Raw genomic sequence first — 17,482 nt, 5'->3', positions numbered from 1 at the left:
CACGGTTGATCGATATCGTTAATAGGTCTTTCTTAACGTTTGCTGACGGGTTGTTCATCGTTAGGGCGAGATTATAGGCGAGATAAGGCCACCACGACACGTTGTAGCATTACAGCTTGGAAAACGGATAATGAGGCAGAACCTAATTTTAAACAATAAGTTAAAGTGAAATCAGAGTAATGAAATAGGGTTTATTTATTAAGATAATGTTAACTTATTTATGTAAGAAGTGGTTAGGAAAAGTAAGCGAATGCAGGTTATTCCGATGCTGATAGTTAACTATTTGAAAATATTAAATATAAAATTTTTTGGCTAATAAATTGTGTATTCAAATGATACATACATATGAGAATATATCGATATCATACATACGTATACACTGAATTCCCAAGTTTCTTCAACTAGGCTGCAACAATAAAGCTTCCAACAAGGGAAACAGTTCAATGTCAGCAACTTTCGATCTCAACGAGCGCCCCGACTACGATCTCCTCTTACAGACCATTGCCGATTACACGCTCAATTATCGGATAAAGAGCAAAGAGGCGATGAACACCGCCCGGAACTGCCTGATAGACACGTTGGGCTGCGGCCTGCTCGCACTCCGATTTCCCGAGTGCACCAAACATCTCGGCCCACTGGTCGAGGGGACGGTTGTTCCACACGGTGCCCGCGTGCCTGGAACCTCGTTCCGGCTGGACCCGGTGAAAGCAGCCTGGGATATTGGTTGTATCGTTCGCTGGCTGGATTACAACGACACCTGGCTGGCTGCCGAGTGGGGGCACCCGTCCGATAATCTCGGGGGGATTCTCGCGGTGGCGGACCACCTTTCCCAGAAAAGGGTTGCGGAGGCCAAAGCGCCGCTTTCCATGAAGAGCGTACTGGAAGCCATGGTCATGGCCCACGAAATCCAGGGTGTTCTGGCTCTGGAAAATTCGTTTAACCGGGTAGGGCTGGACCATGTCGTGCTGGTCAAGGTGGCATCTACTGCTGTCACCGCAAAGCTGATGGGTGCAAACCGGGAACAGCTTCTGTCGGCGCTATCCCACGCCTGGGTTGATGGGCAGTCATTGCGCACTTACCGTCACGCCCCCAACGCCGGCTCCCGGAAGTCCTGGGCGGCGGGTGATGCCACCTCTCGAGCTGTGCGCCTGGCGGATATTGCCATGAGAGGGGAGATGGGCATCCCCAGTGCACTGACAGCGCCCCAGTGGGGCTTTTACGACGTACTGTTCAGCAAAACCAATAAAGACCAGAAACTCAAACCCGAGGGCGAACGTCAGTTTTCTTTACCCCAGGATTTCGGTTCCTACGTCATGGAAAACATTCTCTTCAAAATCTCGTTCCCCGCTGAGTTTCACGCCCAGACCGCCGCTGAAGCGGCAGTAACTCTGCACCCACAGGTAAAAGACCGAATTGATGAGATTGACCGGATTGTCATTACCACCCACGAGTCCGCCATTCGTATTATCTCCAAGCAGGGTAAGCTCGCCAACGCCGCCGACAGGGACCACTGCCTGCAGTATATGGCGGCGGTACCGCTGATCTTTGGCAGCCTGATTGCTGAACACTACGAAGACAGCTTCCATGCCGCCAACCCGGTCATCGACAGAATCCGGGAAAAAATGGAAGTGGTCGAAGATGAGAGGTACACCCGCGAGTACCTTGAAGAGGACAAGCGCTCCATCGCCAATGCCATCCAGGTGTTCTTCAACGATGGCAGCAGCACCGATAAGGTCGCCGTCGAATACCCGATCGGCCACCGTCGTCGTCGAAAAGATGGAATCCCTCTGCTGGAAGACAAGTTCCGCAGCAATCTCGCCACCCGATTCCCCGGACAGCGCTGTGAACAGATATTTGAGCTCTGTAAGGATCAGAAGTCGCTGGAGGGCACATCCGTGCAGGAATTCGTTGAGCTTTTTGTGATATGACGTTATTACGGAAAAGTTACGGTTGTGTCAGTTGAATGTACACATTGAAAATCAGGAAACCCTTCGATCAACGGAGATTGCTGGCATTTCGTGGGCTTTGGGCTGTCAGTTTTCGTTGCACTGGGGCGGCTTAGCATGTTCACTGGTGATTGCAGTTACAGAAAATTACAGTACACTGCTGTTCACGTAACGGCGTATGTAAACGCACTGGATGCGTTCTGTCGTAGTTGTGAGCAGCAAAAGGAGTTGGCGTGGCGCACGTCAGATTGTTCAGACACTATATTCATCTTCCGTACGTCATTCTTGGCCTGATCGATTTTCTGGTGCTGGCGTTTGCCTTCGCACTCGCCGTGTTTTTTCGCTATTTCGGCGACCTTTCCTTCTTTATCGAAAACCTGGCTTTCCTGTTGCCGTCAGCGAGCGTGTTTTCCGCAATAAACCTGTTGGTCATGGTCGCGCTCGGAGTTCATCAGTCCCGCCTGGAAGAGGGAATGTCGGGCATGATGCTGCGTACGATCATGGCGCTGATTGTCAGTATCCCGCTGTGTGGCTTTGCCTACCTCCTGTCTAATGAGTGGCTCTGGTACATCGGGTCCAGTAACGTGCTGACGACCGGATCGGTTTTCGGTTTCTTTCTTCTGGGCATTGCCCGTTTGCTCTTTTTTGCGTCCGTTGGCAAGGAAACCTTCAAACGGAAGGTGCTGGTCCTGGGTGCAGGCTTTCGCGCCAGGCAGATCCACGAAGACCTGAGAACGCCGTTCAACCGCAAGGGATTTATCCTGACCGGCTTTGTGCCCCTGCCGGACGAGCCGATTGAAATCAGCGAAGACTACCTGCTGAACATTCCCACCACACTCCAGCAGTACATTATCAAACACCCGGTCAATGAAATCGTGGTTGCAGTGGATGATCGCCGCAAAGGCCTGCCCATGGAGGATCTGCTGGAATGCAAAATGGAAGGAGTCAGGATTGTAGACGGCGCCTCGTTCTATGAACGGGAATCCAGAAAAGTCGCCCTCGAAATGGTGACACGCGGCTGGCTGGTCTTTTCCGACGGCTTCACCGTCTCGTCCGTGTTCGGATTTGGTAAACGCTCCCTGGATATCCTGGCGGCAACCGTTCTTTTATTGGCGGGCGCGCCGCTGATGCTACTGACTGCCATTGCCATCAAGATTGAGGACGGCTTCAAAGCGCCGATATTCTACAGCCAGGAACGGGTAGGGCTTAACGGGCAGGTCTTCAAGGTACACAAGTTCCGTTCAATGAGAACCGACGCTGAAAAGAACGGGGCGGTGTGGGCCAGCAAGAATGACGCTCGGGTTACCCGGGTAGGTGAATTCATTCGAAAAGTCCGCATTGACGAATTGCCACAAATTTTTAATGTATTGAATGGCACCATGGCTTTCGTCGGCCCGCGCCCCGAAAGACCGGTGTTTGTAGAGCAACTGTCGGAAAAGATTCCGTTCTACAGCGAGCGTCATCGGGTCAAACCGGGTTTGACGGGCTGGGCCCAGCTCTGTTTTGCTTATGCGGATAATGAAGAGGACACCCGGGAAAAACTCCGCTACGACCTCTACTACATCAAGAATCAGAGCCTGTTGCTCGACTTACTGATTATAATTCAGACAGTAGAAGTGGTATTGTTCAAAAAAGGATCAAGGTAGTTTCGGGACCAGCTCTCCCCGAGACATGGAAACAGAAACGGAACCAGAGAGGATTAACAATGTCGTCGAAGTATTCACTGAAGGGACTTTTGCTGTCCCTGACTGCAGTAACACTTGTCGCGGGTTGTGCCGGGCCCGGCACGTCATCGCCCGAAAAGATCCAGAGAGCCCTGGCTGTTGATACAACGAACAGCGTCGACCAGTACATTCTGGGCGCGACGGACGTTGTCCGTGTCTCAGTCTGGCGTAACGATGATCTCAGCATTTCCGTACCCGTCAGGCCTGATGGGAAAATCTCAGTTCCCCTCGCAGGCGACGTAAAGGCCAGTGGGCTGGCACCGGAAGAACTGGCCAGGGATATCGAGCTTCGCCTTGAGTCCTACATTCGTGAGCCCCAGGTCAGTGTTGTTGTGACCAGTATGGGGAGCCACGAATTCAGTGATCGTGTTCGGGTGACCGGAGCTGTTCAGCAACCAACGTCTGTTCCACACCGCGCAGGCATGACCGTGCTGGATATGGTACTGAACTCAGGTGGCCTGTCTCCGTTTGCGTCTGCAAACAACTCGGTATTGTATCGAAGGGTTGATGGAGAAGTTGTGGCTATTCCCGTCAAGCTGGATGAAATACTGACCCGGGGTGATATTTCCACCAACTACAGGCTTCGTCCGGGAGACATTCTGACGGTGCCAGAGCGACGCATCTGATGCAGTCCGGAATAGTGAATCAGATGGCGTCTTCAGGTAGCAGGTAATAACTATGGCACTTCCATTAAGTCGGTTACCTACAGAAATTGCTCGTGAGATCCGTACCCGCAAGTGGCTTGCTCTAGCTGTATTCGCGGCGGTCAGTTTTGCCGTACTGGCGGCAGGATTCCTGTGGCCATACAAGTACCAGTCCCAGGTTATTATTTTTGTGGACGACCGAAATATCATACAGCCCTTGATGGAAGGGCGGGCCGTCACAACCGGGATCAGTGAAAAAGCGTCGGCCGCCAGGGAGCTGCTGTGGACACGCAGCGTAATGGAGAAAATCGCCAGGGACACGGAGATTTTTGGCGAAAATGCCGATGACATGAGTGATAACGCACTGACGGGCCGCATAAGCGCAATCCGAAGTAATATGTCGGTGGCGACCCGTGGCGACAATTACTTCAGCATCGGCTATTCGTCGCCGTCTCCCCTCAAGGCGTTTCAGATCGCTCAGAGACTGGGGCAGGTGTTCATCGAGGAAAACAGTAAGCGGAAAAGGGCTGAAAGCCGTTCAGCTTATGACTTTATCGATAAACAGGTCAAAAGTTATGAACGGCAGATCGCCGGGGTAGAGGAAGAGCTGAAGCAGTTCCTGTCAGAAAACGTCGACGGAACAGAGTCCAGCGCAAACTCCCGCTTATCGAACCTCCAGAACCGCCTGGAAATGGCCAAGCTTGAGAAGGAAGAGCTTGAAACCCGAGCCAATGCGATTGAACGGCAGATGAATGAAATCAACCCCAGGATTCGACAGGGGGAGACCGGTGATGCCTACCAGGAGCGCATCAGCTCAATGGAGCAGCAGTTGGACTCTTTGCGGTTGCGCTACCACGACACCTACCCGGACATCGTTATTCTGCGCGAACAGATTGCCGAGCTTCGAAAACAGCGGGAGCGGGCGCTTGAAAGCCAGGTAGGGACCCCCGAATCGTATGGGGATGTGAATATAGCCAACCCGGTCTATCAGGACATGCGCTCCACACTGGTCACCACCAATACGGAAATTGAGACCGTGGAAACTCGGATCCAGTCACTCCAGAGGCTGATTGCCGAGCAAAAAGGGCGCATGGAGGGAATCCAGGCGAACAAGGCTCAGTACTCAGAACTGACGCGGGACCTGGAAGTTAACAAGGAGATTTATAACGATCTGCTTAAACGCCGGGAGACGGCACGGGTTTCCATGCACCTCGATATTGAAGGCCAGGGACTGAATTACCGCATTAATGAAACGGCACAGTATCCCAATAGCCCGTCCGGGCCGAAGTTTTCGATGTTCGCCCTTGCCGGGCTGTTTATCGGGTTGGTTGCACCGTTCGGTGCTGTGGCGGCGCTGTTGCAGGTAGACCCGAGAGTACGCTCCCGGGAACAGATTGAGGACGTACTCGAATTGTCGATACTGGAACAGTTTCCTGAAGTGCGCACGCCTTTTGAAAAACGGCGGGAGCGCAGAGTGACGATGGCCGTTTCCGTAATGGCGGTGATCGTCGCAGGGGCTTATATCGCAGTCGCTCTGGCCGCAGTGTTTGGAGTATTCTAATGAACGAATCCAGAACGGATCAGGAAAACGAAACCTTCGGCAATCAGGACTCAGCCGCCAGAAAAGACAACCGGGTCAGAAGCCTGGGTGGGGACTATCAGTCCGGGTCAGACAGCCGTGGCAATGGCAAAGGCGGTGAAGTATCGGGCGGGAGACACCACTCTGATTGGGACGACTCACGGATGCTGGTGCCAAGTTCGCTTGAACTTGGCCCGGGTACCGTCGACCGGTACGTCATCAGCAAACAGATCGTCCGCATGCAGGAGCCGCGGCGGCTCACCCCGGATGACCTGGATGAAAGGCGAATAATCTATCCTGAGTCCCGCAACAGAAAGCTGGTTAACCACTTCAGGAATCTTCGTACCAAACTGCTGGAAAAATCGGGCGGTAACAACTTTACAATGGTGGTGAGTGGTGCCGGAACCGGCGCCGGCGCGTCATTCGTGTCGTTGAATCTGGCCGCCGCTTTTGCGTTTGACGAGGCGAAGACGGCGCTTATTATCGATTGCAACCTGCGCAATCCCGCCCTCCATTCAACCCTGGATATTATTCCGGAAGCCGGGCTGACGGATTTCCTGGACGATTCTGATTTTGACATCTCCCGCATTCTTTATCCCACGGGTATCCCCAGATTACGTCTGATACCTGCAGGTAGCCGGCGTGAAACTCCGAGTGAATTTTTCACCTCGTTCCGCATGAAGCAGTTTCTGCAGGCTGTTCGAAGACGGTATCCAGACAGGTTTATTGTGCTGGACACAGCGCCGATTACTGAATCGCCTGATGCCCGTATCCTTGCCGATCTGTGTGATTACGCGATGCTCGTTATCCCGCACGGAGGCATGACCATCAACGGTGTTGAAGATGCCGCCTCGGCATTCAACCCGGAAAAATTTGTTGGAGCTGTTATCAATGGCTAGATCAGCCGGGCCACGGAAGTGCCCAGAAATCTTCAGGTTTACGATTGCCTGTGCGGTCTTTTCGGCTGCCAATATTGCCCAGTCCGAGCCACTGAACCTGTCAGGGGGGGTGACCAGTCGGTTCACCGACAACGCAGCGCGCACGTCATCTAACGAAACCAGTGATACTGAAACCCGAGCCAACCTCGCACTTACGCACCGGACTGACCCTGGCAAGTGTGAGTCGCGAACCGCGGCAGAGCTTGGCTATGGTGTCTGGCATGACGAAACCTTTGACCCCAGGAACTATGTAGCTCTGGATTTTGACGGAGATTGCGAAATTGCGAGAGGGCTTTCCTGGGAAGCGTCAGACAACCTGCGAGACGTTACACAAAACGCCAGAGCCAGCGACACCCAGGACAACCGCACCCGAAAGAACGTTTTCAGCACCGGGCCGGTTTATTCTCTGATGCTTGGCCAACTCGACCAGTTAACGTTTTCCGCGAAGTACCAGAACACCGAGTACAGTGAGCCGGAAGATCCTGACAGTGACCGTTACATCGGCACGGCCAGCTGGAACCACATATTCAGCCAGACCCTCTCAGGCGGGCTTCAGTTCCGCACCAACCGGGCGGAACTGGATACTGGCGCGGAAATAGATACTGACGTGGCCACCGTGGTTTTCTCGAAATCCTGGCAGGCAACAAGCCTGTCGGGAAGTGTTGGTGTCAGTGAGATCGAGAGCCGTTTCGGAGGCAACACCCAGAAGAACGATGGGGTGGTATGGAATTTCTCTCTTGACCGGGAAATCAACCCCGTAACCCAGGCTTATATCAGAGGCAGCCGCGAGCTGACGGATCAGACATCCGATTTCGACATCCGGTTCGGAGAAGTTGTCTTCAACCTGCGTGAAGTCAGTGCGGTAGAGGTAACGGCGCTGAGCGCGGGTTTTGTCAGGCAATTCAGCGATGCATCCACCATTGATGTAGGTGTATTCGGCAACCGGTCACACTATTTCAGGACAGACGAAGTTGAGGAAGCGGTCGGTTTCGCGGTTAACTACAACCGCACGATCTCTACCTTGCTGACTCTCCAGACCCGGGCAAGGTATCGGCACCGCTCATTCGACTCCGACAACATTGACAGCGACACCTACAGTGCGGATATCGGCCTGACGTACGAGCTGACTCAGGCTCTGGATGTCAGTAGTCGTGTCGGTCATACCACCAGAGACAGCGACTCAGGTTTCGGTGAATACCAGGAGAACTGGGTATCACTGGCCCTGAACTACCAGTTTTTCTGATTTGCAGTTACAGGAAAAGTCTATTACCCGGAGCAATATGGAAGTGACAAAGAACGCGCTGACCGTTGATGTTGAAGATTACTTCCAGGTGGCGGCGCTTGCTGAAGCCGTGGACCGGAGCGAATGGTCCTCAATGGAGTACCGCGTAGAGGCCAACACAGATCAGTTGCTGGAACTGTTTTCCCAGCGTGGCGTGAAGGCAACGTTCTTCACGTTGGGCTGGGTTGCTGAGCGGTCTCCTGACCTCGTCAGGCGTATTCAGAAAGCCGGGCACGAGATTGCAAGCCACGGTTACAGCCATCAGTTGGTCTACCAGCAGACCCCGGAGGTGTTCCGGGAAGAAACCCGAAAATCGAAACAGATACTGGAAGATATCACCGGTGAATCTGTTACCGGTTACAGGGCCGCCAGTTATTCAATCACGGCGCAGTCACGTTGGGCACTGGATATCCTGTGCGAAGAAGGATTTACCTGGGACTCCTCCATTTTCCCCGTGCATCATGACCGCTACGGGATGCCGGGTACGCCCCACGAACCGTATCGGCTGCAGGCCCCTGGCGGTGGCACACTGATCGAATTCCCGCTCTCGACATGCCCGGTGGGTAGCTACCGGTTACCGATAGCGGGCGGTGGTTACTTCCGCCTTTACCCGTACTGGCTGAGCCGATGGGGGCTTGGGAAGATCAACAGGGCCGGGCAGCCGTTCATTTTCTATCTCCATCCGTGGGAGATCGACACCGGCCAGCCCCGGTTAAAAGTCAAACCACTGTCACGCTTCAGGCACTATAACAATCTGAACAAATGTATGGGGAGGCTCGAGCAATTGCTTGGGGACTTCCGTTTCGGCTCGGTTTCAGATGTACTATCGGAGACAAAGATACCCGCTGGTGCTGTTGTCGTCTAAGGGACCGTTAAGGATAGCGCAATGGGAATGGAGATGCCTGAGCCGAGGTTGGATGACTCAAAACATCGGCTCGATGAGCTGAAAGCTAACAAAGGTCGCCTGAGCCGGCTAATTGGCGAGGCCAAACAGTCCGGCGGCGATGCAGACAAACTGATCGATGAGCTCAAGCAGGTTTCCGATGAGATAAAGCAGCTCCAGAAACTGCTAAAACAACAGCGCAATGAAACCTCTGCATCGAAAAAATGGACGCCCGGGGTCATTGAGACGCCACCGGCTATCCTCAATAAAACCGCCTCCGGTGCAATAACCATTCGGCGCTGTGCAGACGGCGACCGTTCTGCCGTCGAAGCCTACCTGGCTGAACACCCCGCCACCTCTGTATGGCATCGCCCGGGAGTTTCGAGATTTATCGAGGAAACCTGTGGAAACCGGGCCCGATATTTCTGTGCCTTTGACGATTCCGACAGGCTGGTTGGGGTGCTTCCCCTGGTTCAGCTCAACAGTCGACTGTTCGGTAACTTTCTGGTGGCGATGCCGTATTTCAACTACGGCGGTGTGTTGGCGGATAACCGGGACGTTGCCCAGCAGCTGATTTCCTACGCGGATCAGTGGCGTCGGGAGGTGAATGCCAGGCACCTGGAACTTCGTTTTTGCCAGGACAACGCTCTGGGGCTACCGCAAAAGACCGACAAGGTGGCGTTCTGGCTGCCATTGCCAGACAAAACCGATGCTCTTTGGGACAGTTTCCAGCCCAAAGTTCGCGCGCAGATCCGCCGGGGGCAGCGGGAAATGACCGAGCTCAGCATTGGTGGCCCGGAACTGCTCGACGAATTTTATCGGGTGTTTGCGGTCAACATGCGTGACCTCGGAACCCCGGTTTACGGCAAGGACTTCTTTGCCAACCTGTTACGAACTCTGGAAGGGCAAGCGTGGCTGGTAGTTGCACGGATACAGGGGCGCGCCGTTGGCTGTGCTTTTCTGACCGGCTACAACGGAAGAATGGAAATTCCCTGGGCGTCGACCTTGCGCCGCTACAACCACACCAGTATCAATATGAGTATGTACTGGAAAATTCTGGAGTTCGCTGTCCACCAGGGCTTTGCCCTGTTTGATTTCGGCCGCTGCAGCCAGGATGCTGGTACGTATCGCTTCAAACAGCAATGGGGTGCCCAGCCACTGAAACTCTACTGGGACTATGTGCTACCGGATGGTGAAGAACTACCGGCGCTCAATCCCGATAACCCTAAATTCCGGATGATGATCGCCGTGTGGCAACGGTTGCCGGTGATGGTAACAAACCTGTTGGGGCCTCATATCGTCAAGAGGCTCCCATGATGAGTCTGTTCCAGACCAAGGCCTGGCAAAGTGCATGGTGGGAAACCTGGGGCAATCAGAAAGGTTTCCGACTGGTCAGCAAATGGGATGGACAGGTATCGGGCCTGTATGAGTCCCGATACCGGCTGAAAGGGATGTTGCCCGTACGCTCACTTCAGTTCGTTGGAACCAGTTATCGTGAGCTGAGAACGCCCAGAACGGAATATAATCAGTTTTGCCGGGATAACCTCAGCGGGCAACCACTGTTGCGAGAGATGGAGCAGATTCTCGAGGCTGAACCGTGGACAGAGGCCGTTTTTAATGACTTGCGTACGGGCTCTGAAGAGTTGTCTGCGTTGGTAACGATCGCGGCCACCCATAACTGGGCATTCAGGATTACAGCGTCAGATAACGGTTACGCTGTGTCGACATCCGGCAGCTTCGATAACTACCTTGCGTCCCTCGGTGCCAACAGCCGGTTGCGACTCTACAACCGCAGGAAAGTCCTGGAATCACTTGGGCACATCCGTGAAGAAAACCTTTGGCCAACGGATGTAGAGACTTTCTTTCAGTACCTCAACCGGTTTCATCTGGAGCGCTGGAAGAAAAACTGTGTTACGCCTACCAGCCTGGAGTTCCACCGGAAGTTCCTGTCACGAATTGAGGAGGAGGGGGGCAGGCCTCTGCTATCCGCTCTGTATTGTGACAACGAGGTGGTTTCAGTACTCTATGACGTTTGGTATCAGGGTGTTGTTTATAATATCCAGGCGGGGTTCGATGAAAACTTCCACAGGAAGCTATCCCTTGGTTCATTGCATCTCGGTTACGCCATCGAAAGCGCGTTCAAGGCTCAAGACACCCACCGTCTGGACTTGCTGGCTGGCTGGGGCAAGAAAGAAGACTATAAATCCCGGTTTGCGACTGACCAGTACCAGTTCATATCCATCATGCTTGTAAAAAGCGTTCTGTTCCGTGCCCTTTACTGGATGAGAGGGTAAACCACTGTTGCAGGGAGTGCGATGACGACCATTCTGCATCTTATAGATACAACGGGACCCGGTGGCGCGGAGACCGTCTTTACCAATCTTCTGAAAGAATTGGAGCAAACGGAATTCCGTAACATCGTGGTATTGCGTGGCGAGGGATGGGTGGCCGACAAGGTCCGCAGCCTCGGCATTACACCGCACCTTATTGATTCCAAAGGTAGCTTCAACATTGACTATATCAAGGCGCTTCGGCAGCTGATCATCAGCGAGAAGGTGGATCTGATCCACGCTCACCTGCTTGGATCAAATGTTTACGGGGCTCTTCTGGCCCTGATATGCAGAAAGCCGATGATCGCAACATTCCATGGTGCTGTGGATGTTGCAGCGGGAGAGCGGTTTCTCAAGGCGAAGTTTTTCCTGATAGGGTGCGGTGCCTCCAGCATCGTTTGCGTATCAAAGCGACTCCAGCAGGAATTGGCCGACCGCAGCCCATTACCGGCCCATAAGCTGGAACTGATCTATAACGGGGTGGACCCGCAGGCCTTCGCCAGAACCCCCGCGTCGGGGCTCAAGAAAGAACTGGGGTTGCCGCAAGATGCCACAGTTGTGGTCTCCATCGGCAACATCCGCCCGGCGAAAGGCTATGAGTACCTGGTGGACGCCGCCATCACAATGGCGGAGCGGGACCCGAAAGTACACTTTGTTGTCGTGGGGCACCAGAAAAAGCAACTCTTCAATCAATTGATGAACCAGATGGCCAAGGCTCCCAGATCGCCCAATGTTCACTGGTTGGGGTTTCGGCCAGATGTCGCGGATATTCTTCGGCAGGCCGATATTTTCCTGTTGCCCTCTGTGTCGGAAGGGTTCTCTATTTCCACCGTAGAGGCGATGATGGCAGGGGTGCCCGTGATTGCGACACGCAGCGGAGGACCTGAAGAAATCATTATCGACGGTGCGTCTGGCATATTGGTGCCAATAAAAGACCCCGGGGCCCTCGTAGTGGCCATTCAGAAGATGATGGATCACGCAAAGCGTAAAGGCGTGGTAGAAGAGGCGCGGCGAAGTGCGATTGACCGCTTCTCCTTGCAGACAATGTTGTTGAAATATAAAGACATTTATAGCCGGTTGGTCGATTAACGTGGGCACGATCAGGGGTGTCGCTCGTATGTATATCACGGTTACGGTCCATAAAGGCGCGATTTCGGGTGGAAGCACGAGAATTGATGTTACCGCTCCGTGCGTCTATCAATCGACTGGACCAAACCCGGGAACGCTCTATTACACGCGATTACCCGCAAACATGTCTGAAGAGGATGTTATTGCGTTAATCGTCAGAAAAGAGTGGGGTTTTATTGGCACCGCTGAGTACAATTTTCTGGCCGTTTTTGTTTCAGAAAACGGAAACCACCTGACACTGGTCCGTGACCGATACGGAAGTCAGCGAGTTCTTATCAGGGAGTCAGCTGACAATGTAATCGTGACAACAGATCCCCAGGCCATAAGGCACGCCCAGACCCGATGGAATCCCCTGGGGCTTCGCTATGCACTGGTCTCCCGAATTCTTACCGAGGTGGCTCTGGAGGAGGATGTTTCAGTTTTACCTCTGCTGCACGGGATCACTTACGATGAAGAAAACGGTTTTTCAGTCATCGAAACAGGATCGGAAAAGCTCAGGATCGAGGAAAGTGGTGATCGGTCCAGCGATGAGGAACTGATTGCCAGCATTAAAGAAAGTCTATTTGAGTCCTATCGACAGATTAACCCTCAAGAACCTGTTGCGGTTCTGCTAAGTGGCGGAGTGGATTCGTTTATTCTGGCTGCAACCGCTTGCCAGTTTTTCGATAACGTTAAAGCTTATACCCCTACATGGGAAAAAGGTGAAAACCCTGAATTAGCGCGGGCTATCGTATTTGCCAAAAAGCTGGGCCTGGAGCATCACATTGTCACAATACATCCTGACGAATTTAAGTCGTCTTTTTTTGAGACGATTGACGCAAGTGGTGTTCCGAACAGAAATTACAGTTCCCTGGTTCTGCACGCCTTATTCAAGCGTATCCCTGAAGACATTATTTTGTACGGGGAGTACGCAGACACGATGTTTGGCAGCAGGCCTGTAAAGTCCGGAATTATGGACAGAAAGTACGCCAGCATACTTCGTTTTATACCGGACTATGTTATTCCGGATCGGATAAGGCCCATTTGCGCCGGAATAAAGAACCATGGTTTAGGTCAGCTGATTGAAATACCTTCCATTACTGAGAGCTTCATTAAAAGTAATCTTGATTCCCTCGGTGTTGGAGCCCCCAAAGAGGATATGACTGACCAGAAAAAGGTGTTTACCCGTATATCTGGTACTGAATTTAATTTACGAACGGATTGCTCGCAACACATGCTGGAAATAGAAACCAGTGCGCTTTTGCTGGGGAAAAAAATCATTACTCCTTTCTATAACCAACGCATGGTTACCCTCTCAAACAGGCTATCGAACCGTCAGATGTTTGGCCCCAGCAACCTGAGTATTCGTAAAAATTTCCGAAAAGACACTTCAAAACAAGTAAAGCCGTTATTAAAACAACTCGCCTGTCAGTTTATTGAACCGGAAGCCATATACCTCGAAAAGCTGGGATTTCCGACCCCTTTTCCGGTATGGATTAAAGATTTTGTAATTCCCGAAAAGGAAGTTTACTGTAAAATCTATTCTGTAAGTCGTAACTCAGAACAGGCGTGGTCCGCATTAAACTTGATGTACCTGACTAATAGGCAAGGTGCCGATTCATAGCATCAGTCCGGGAAGTTGGGGCCTGCCAGTTAGCATGTTTTTCGTTAACTATGGAAGGTGCGCAGGATGCAGATCCGGAATCTGAAGGTCGAAAGCAGTGATGAGCCGCGCTGGACGCTCTCGGCAATGGTTGATCAGCAGCAGATCTATTTTTCCTATGAGGGTGTCGGTTGTCCTGAAGTCATCAGTGGTGACGCGTTCGTAATGGCTGCACTGGTTCCGGCCATGAAACGGGGAGAAAACCTTTCCATCGACGATTCAGTGCCGGTAAGCAGGGGCCTGCTGGAAAATCTGGGGTTGTATCAGCAGATCTTCGGCCAGTGGTACCCGGGCCTGACTCGAATACAGATCATTGCCGAAAACGAGCTACAGTCTTCATATCCTGGCAGCGGGTCTGGATGCTTTTTTAGTGGCGGAGTCGATAGCCTTTACACCGTCTCGAAAACCGCCGAAGAGCTCGATCATCTGGTAGTCTGTCTTGGTCTTGATATCTCGATAAAAGAAAAGCAACGCTGGGAAAAAAACCTGACGTTTTGCCGGCAGTTTTCCCGCAGCTGCGGCCTGAACCTCATTTCGATAACGACCAACGTCAAAGAACACCTGGATACCAAAGAGATCGACAACCACGGCGCCATATTGGTAAGTACCGGAATTGGTATTGGTCTGGAGAAACTGTTCGTACCTGCAAGCCATGGTTACAGTGATCTTTTCCCCTGCGGCAGCCACCCGGTAAGCGATCCGTTGCTAAGCAACGGACGGACCCGTGTTATTCATCACGGCAACGTTTTCCGCACGGACAAAACCCGAGATATCATTGATTGGCCGCATGGATTGGATGAGCTAAGAGTGTGTAACGTACACTCTGATTATAACTGCGGGAAATGCGAAAAATGCCTTCGAACAATGACCGCCCTTAAACTATGTAACAGAAAAGTCGACTCGTTGCCCGACCTGCCCAACTTCGACTGCCTGGAGGACATTCGGCTGGAAAAACAGAACCAATATGTCTTCTGGACCGAAAACTATCAACTTGCGAAAGATGTCGGAAATGTTGAGGCCCAAAAGGCGATAGGTCGATTACTCGCTCGATTCAGAAAACGGGAAGTGCTGAAGGAGGTGGATGAAATATTCCTGCATGGAGCACTGATCCGACTGAAACGAGCATTGCTCTAGATGATGCATAGGGGAGGGCCTGTGATCGGTTCTGGGGCGCAAGGACATAAAACGACTTTATCGGGAGCCGGGCATTGAAGGAGCAATTGCTGAAATGGGCAAACCTACTGGGCGAAACGGGCCTCTATAGGCGGCTGTGCCCAGGCCGCTTGCCGGTGTTCATGTTACATCGCGTTACGGAGGGCGATGATGGCGTTCCGTCCGGGCTGGCGGCCGATCAATTGCGCAGCCACCTCCAGTACCTCACTGACAGGGGGTATCAGGCCCTTACAATGGATGAGCTTTGGAGCTGTCTTCATGAAGGCCAGCCAATTCCATCCAGGTCCGTCATGTTTACCATCGATGACGGCTTTTATGATCATCATGATGTGGCGGCAAAAGTGTTTGACGAGTTCGGTTTTCCGCTGAACTTTTTCGTTATTACAGGCCTGCTGGACAACCAACTGTGGCCATGGGACGACCAGGTTTCATACGCCCTCAATCATTCCCGCATCGTGAACTCAGATATCCGCCTGCCGTCTGGCAAGGTCTATTCAGTTAATCTTGAAATAAAACCGGCAAAAACAACCGTTAAGGAGATCCGTGAAGCGCTGAAAGCGGGCCCCCAAACCGAAATCTACCAGTGGCTGAGAGAGGAGCTGTTCGGAAAGCTGGACGTGGATTTTCCGGCTTCTGCTCCGCCCGAATACCGCCCGATGTCCTGGAGCGATGCAAGGTCCCTGCGTGAGAGGGGGCATGGGGTTTATCCACACACCTGTAGCCACAGGATCCTTTCAACATTGAGCCCGGCAGAAAAACGGCAGGAAATCCGGGATTCCCTCAAACGGGTGGAGGAAGAACTGGGGTATTCCCCACAGGTGTTTGCGTATCCCACAGGCCGCCCGTCGGATTACGATGGCGACGACATGAAAGAGCTTGAGCAGGCCGGGTTCAACATGGTCTTTAACACGGTTCCGGCCTATGTAAGGCAAGGGCAGGACCGCTACCAGCTTCCGCGTTATTCGCTGCCGGAGTCCACAGCGGACTTTCTTCAGATCGTTAACCGCTTTGAAGCATTCAAAGAAAAACTACGGGGCTAACCGGATTCCCCACGTAATTTCCGCATAACCCGCGAAACAATATCCCTGATAGACGTGCAAGAGTACCGGAATGCCGGATGCGGGTCTTTCCAGTAAAACAGGGCCGCCACCCGGCGGTAGCGGAGCAGGCGGATATAGCGGAAGGCAATTGCAAACAGGTTCTCGCGGTCTTCAAGCCGGGCTACCAGGTCGCCGAAGAAGTTCCAGTACAGGCGGTTATTCTTCTGAGGGGCGAACGCCACCTTGTTGCCATAAGCAATCCGGGTGCACGCCAGAATGTTATTGATACCGCAACGGGTATCAAACCAGTTACACATGCCGAGGCGTGGGTTGGTTTCAATGTAGTAATAGTTCCCGGAATTCCTGTCTTTCTTGAACTCAATCATCGCTGGCCCGGCATAGTTGAGGGCTTCGCCGATTTTTGCGCACTCGTCACGCAGCGCCTGGTTTTCCCGGCTGATCGCCAGCGATGTCACGCCGTAGTGTGAAGGCATGGTGCCCAGGCGGTTGAACACAAAGCACGCACTTAATTGCCTGTTCAGATCGAAGGTAACGTTGCATACCCACAGGTTGTCGTCCTCACCTTCAATCACTTCCTGTGCAATAAAACGGTCAAGCTTACCCCGGAAATCTTCACGAAAATCCTCGAATTCCGCCTGGGAGTTAACAATGACGTTCTTTGCGCCCAGCACCGCATACTCACGGAATGTCCGGGGCTTGATAATCAGCGGGAATGATTCGGGGGTATCGCTGGCCAACTCGTAATAGGTTTTAGGCAGGGTGATGCCGCCTTCCTCCATGGACCTGCATTCCAGTTTCTTGTCGTTGAGAATTTCAGTGGTTTCCGATGAAGGAACAATCAGGTGGTGATTGGAGTAACCTTCGGTTTTCAGTTTGCCAAGCAGTTCTGCCGCCAGGTCTGAGCAGGCAAGTAATACCCCGGGGCCATCTTCATTGCGATGGAGCTGGTTAAGAACTGATCTTACATCTTCCACGCCGGGGTTGGCCGGCAATATAAACCGGTATTGGCTGTATCGGCTATAGGCGCTCAGGTCAGTCTGGCTGGTCAGCAGGGTATAGGTTCGTAGGCCTGCATCGGCGGCAGAGCGCACCGCACCAAGGCCGTTAAGGCCGTTCGCAAGTATGATCACATAGGGTTGATTCATAGATATC

14 protein-coding genes are annotated in these 17,482 nt (G+C 52.7%); 13 read left to right on the top strand and 1 reads right to left on the bottom strand.

The window, feature by feature from the left end:
• The first annotated feature begins 443 nt into the window (after nt 1-443).
• From prpD to ABJM11_RS21450, 13 genes are all read left to right on the top strand, one after another.
• Nucleotides 444-1,928 (top strand): 2-methylcitrate dehydratase, encoded by a 1,485-nt coding sequence (gene prpD, locus ABJM11_RS21510; protein WP_348295407.1) that lies wholly within the window; start codon nt 444-446, stop codon nt 1,926-1,928.
• Nucleotides 1,929-2,179: 251 nt separating this feature from the next.
• Nucleotides 2,180-3,592, top strand: coding sequence for a TIGR03013 family XrtA/PEP-CTERM system glycosyltransferase (locus ABJM11_RS21505; protein WP_348295406.1), 1,413 nt, complete (start codon nt 2,180-2,182; stop codon nt 3,590-3,592).
• Between the two features lie 59 nt (nt 3,593-3,651).
• A complete protein-coding gene (locus ABJM11_RS21500; protein ID WP_348295405.1) occupies nt 3,652-4,296 on the top strand; it encodes an XrtA/PEP-CTERM system exopolysaccharide export protein in 645 nt (214 codons plus the stop codon).
• Between the two features lie 52 nt (nt 4,297-4,348).
• Nucleotides 4,349-5,875, top strand: coding sequence for an XrtA system polysaccharide chain length determinant (locus tag ABJM11_RS21495; RefSeq protein WP_348295404.1), 1,527 nt, complete (start codon nt 4,349-4,351; stop codon nt 5,873-5,875).
• Entirely contained in the window at nt 5,875-6,792 is a 918-nt protein-coding gene (locus ABJM11_RS21490) for a polysaccharide biosynthesis protein (RefSeq protein ID WP_348295403.1), read from the top strand. The genes ABJM11_RS21495 and ABJM11_RS21490 overlap by 1 nt, the downstream gene beginning before the upstream one ends.
• The gene (locus ABJM11_RS21485; RefSeq protein WP_348295402.1) at nt 6,785-8,074 is read left to right on the top strand and encodes an outer membrane beta-barrel protein; all 1,290 of its coding nucleotides are present in this window, start codon (nt 6,785-6,787) and stop codon (nt 8,072-8,074) included. Before ABJM11_RS21490 ends, ABJM11_RS21485 begins: the two co-directional genes overlap by 8 nt.
• Nucleotides 8,075-8,111: 37 nt before the next feature.
• Nucleotides 8,112-8,978, top strand: coding sequence for an XrtA system polysaccharide deacetylase (locus ABJM11_RS21480; RefSeq protein ID WP_348295401.1), 867 nt, complete (start codon nt 8,112-8,114; stop codon nt 8,976-8,978).
• A gap of 21 nt (nt 8,979-8,999) precedes the next feature.
• Complete coding sequence (locus ABJM11_RS21475; RefSeq protein ID WP_348295400.1) at nt 9,000-10,313, top strand: FemAB family XrtA/PEP-CTERM system-associated protein; 1,314 nt, start codon at nt 9,000-9,002, stop codon at nt 10,311-10,313.
• Nucleotides 10,310-11,290 (top strand): GNAT family N-acetyltransferase, encoded by a 981-nt coding sequence (locus tag ABJM11_RS21470; RefSeq protein WP_348295399.1) that lies wholly within the window; start codon nt 10,310-10,312, stop codon nt 11,288-11,290. The genes ABJM11_RS21475 and ABJM11_RS21470 overlap by 4 nt, the downstream gene beginning before the upstream one ends.
• Nucleotides 11,291-11,311: 21 nt before the next feature.
• On the top strand, nt 11,312-12,415 hold the full coding sequence (locus tag ABJM11_RS21465) for a glycosyltransferase family 4 protein (protein ID WP_348295398.1): 1,104 nt from the start codon (nt 11,312-11,314) through the stop codon (nt 12,413-12,415).
• Between the two features lie 163 nt (nt 12,416-12,578).
• A complete protein-coding gene (locus ABJM11_RS21460; RefSeq protein ID WP_348295397.1) occupies nt 12,579-14,057 on the top strand; it encodes an asparagine synthase-related protein in 1,479 nt (492 codons plus the stop codon).
• 126 nt (nt 14,058-14,183) lie between these two features.
• Nucleotides 14,184-15,230 (top strand): hypothetical protein, encoded by a 1,047-nt coding sequence (locus tag ABJM11_RS21455; RefSeq protein WP_348295396.1) that lies wholly within the window; start codon nt 14,184-14,186, stop codon nt 15,228-15,230.
• A 161-nt stretch (nt 15,231-15,391) separates the two neighbouring features.
• Complete coding sequence (locus tag ABJM11_RS21450; protein WP_348426870.1) at nt 15,392-16,309, top strand: polysaccharide deacetylase family protein; 918 nt, start codon at nt 15,392-15,394, stop codon at nt 16,307-16,309.
• On the opposite strand, the gene ABJM11_RS21445 is transcribed toward ABJM11_RS21450, so the two are convergent.
• Complete coding sequence (locus ABJM11_RS21445; protein ID WP_348295394.1) at nt 16,306-17,475, bottom strand: hypothetical protein; 1,170 nt, start codon at nt 17,473-17,475, stop codon at nt 16,306-16,308. The two genes, ABJM11_RS21450 and ABJM11_RS21445, sit on opposite strands and share 4 nt — an antisense overlap.
• Nucleotides 17,476-17,482: the final 7 nt, after the last annotated feature.

Origin of the sequence: Marinobacter sp. (genome assembly GCF_039977835.1) — a bacterium.
GTDB lineage: Bacteria > Pseudomonadota > Gammaproteobacteria > Pseudomonadales > Oleiphilaceae > Marinobacter.
The sequence above is the reverse complement of the archived record's forward strand: the minus strand, read 5'-3'. Positions and strand labels throughout refer to the sequence as shown.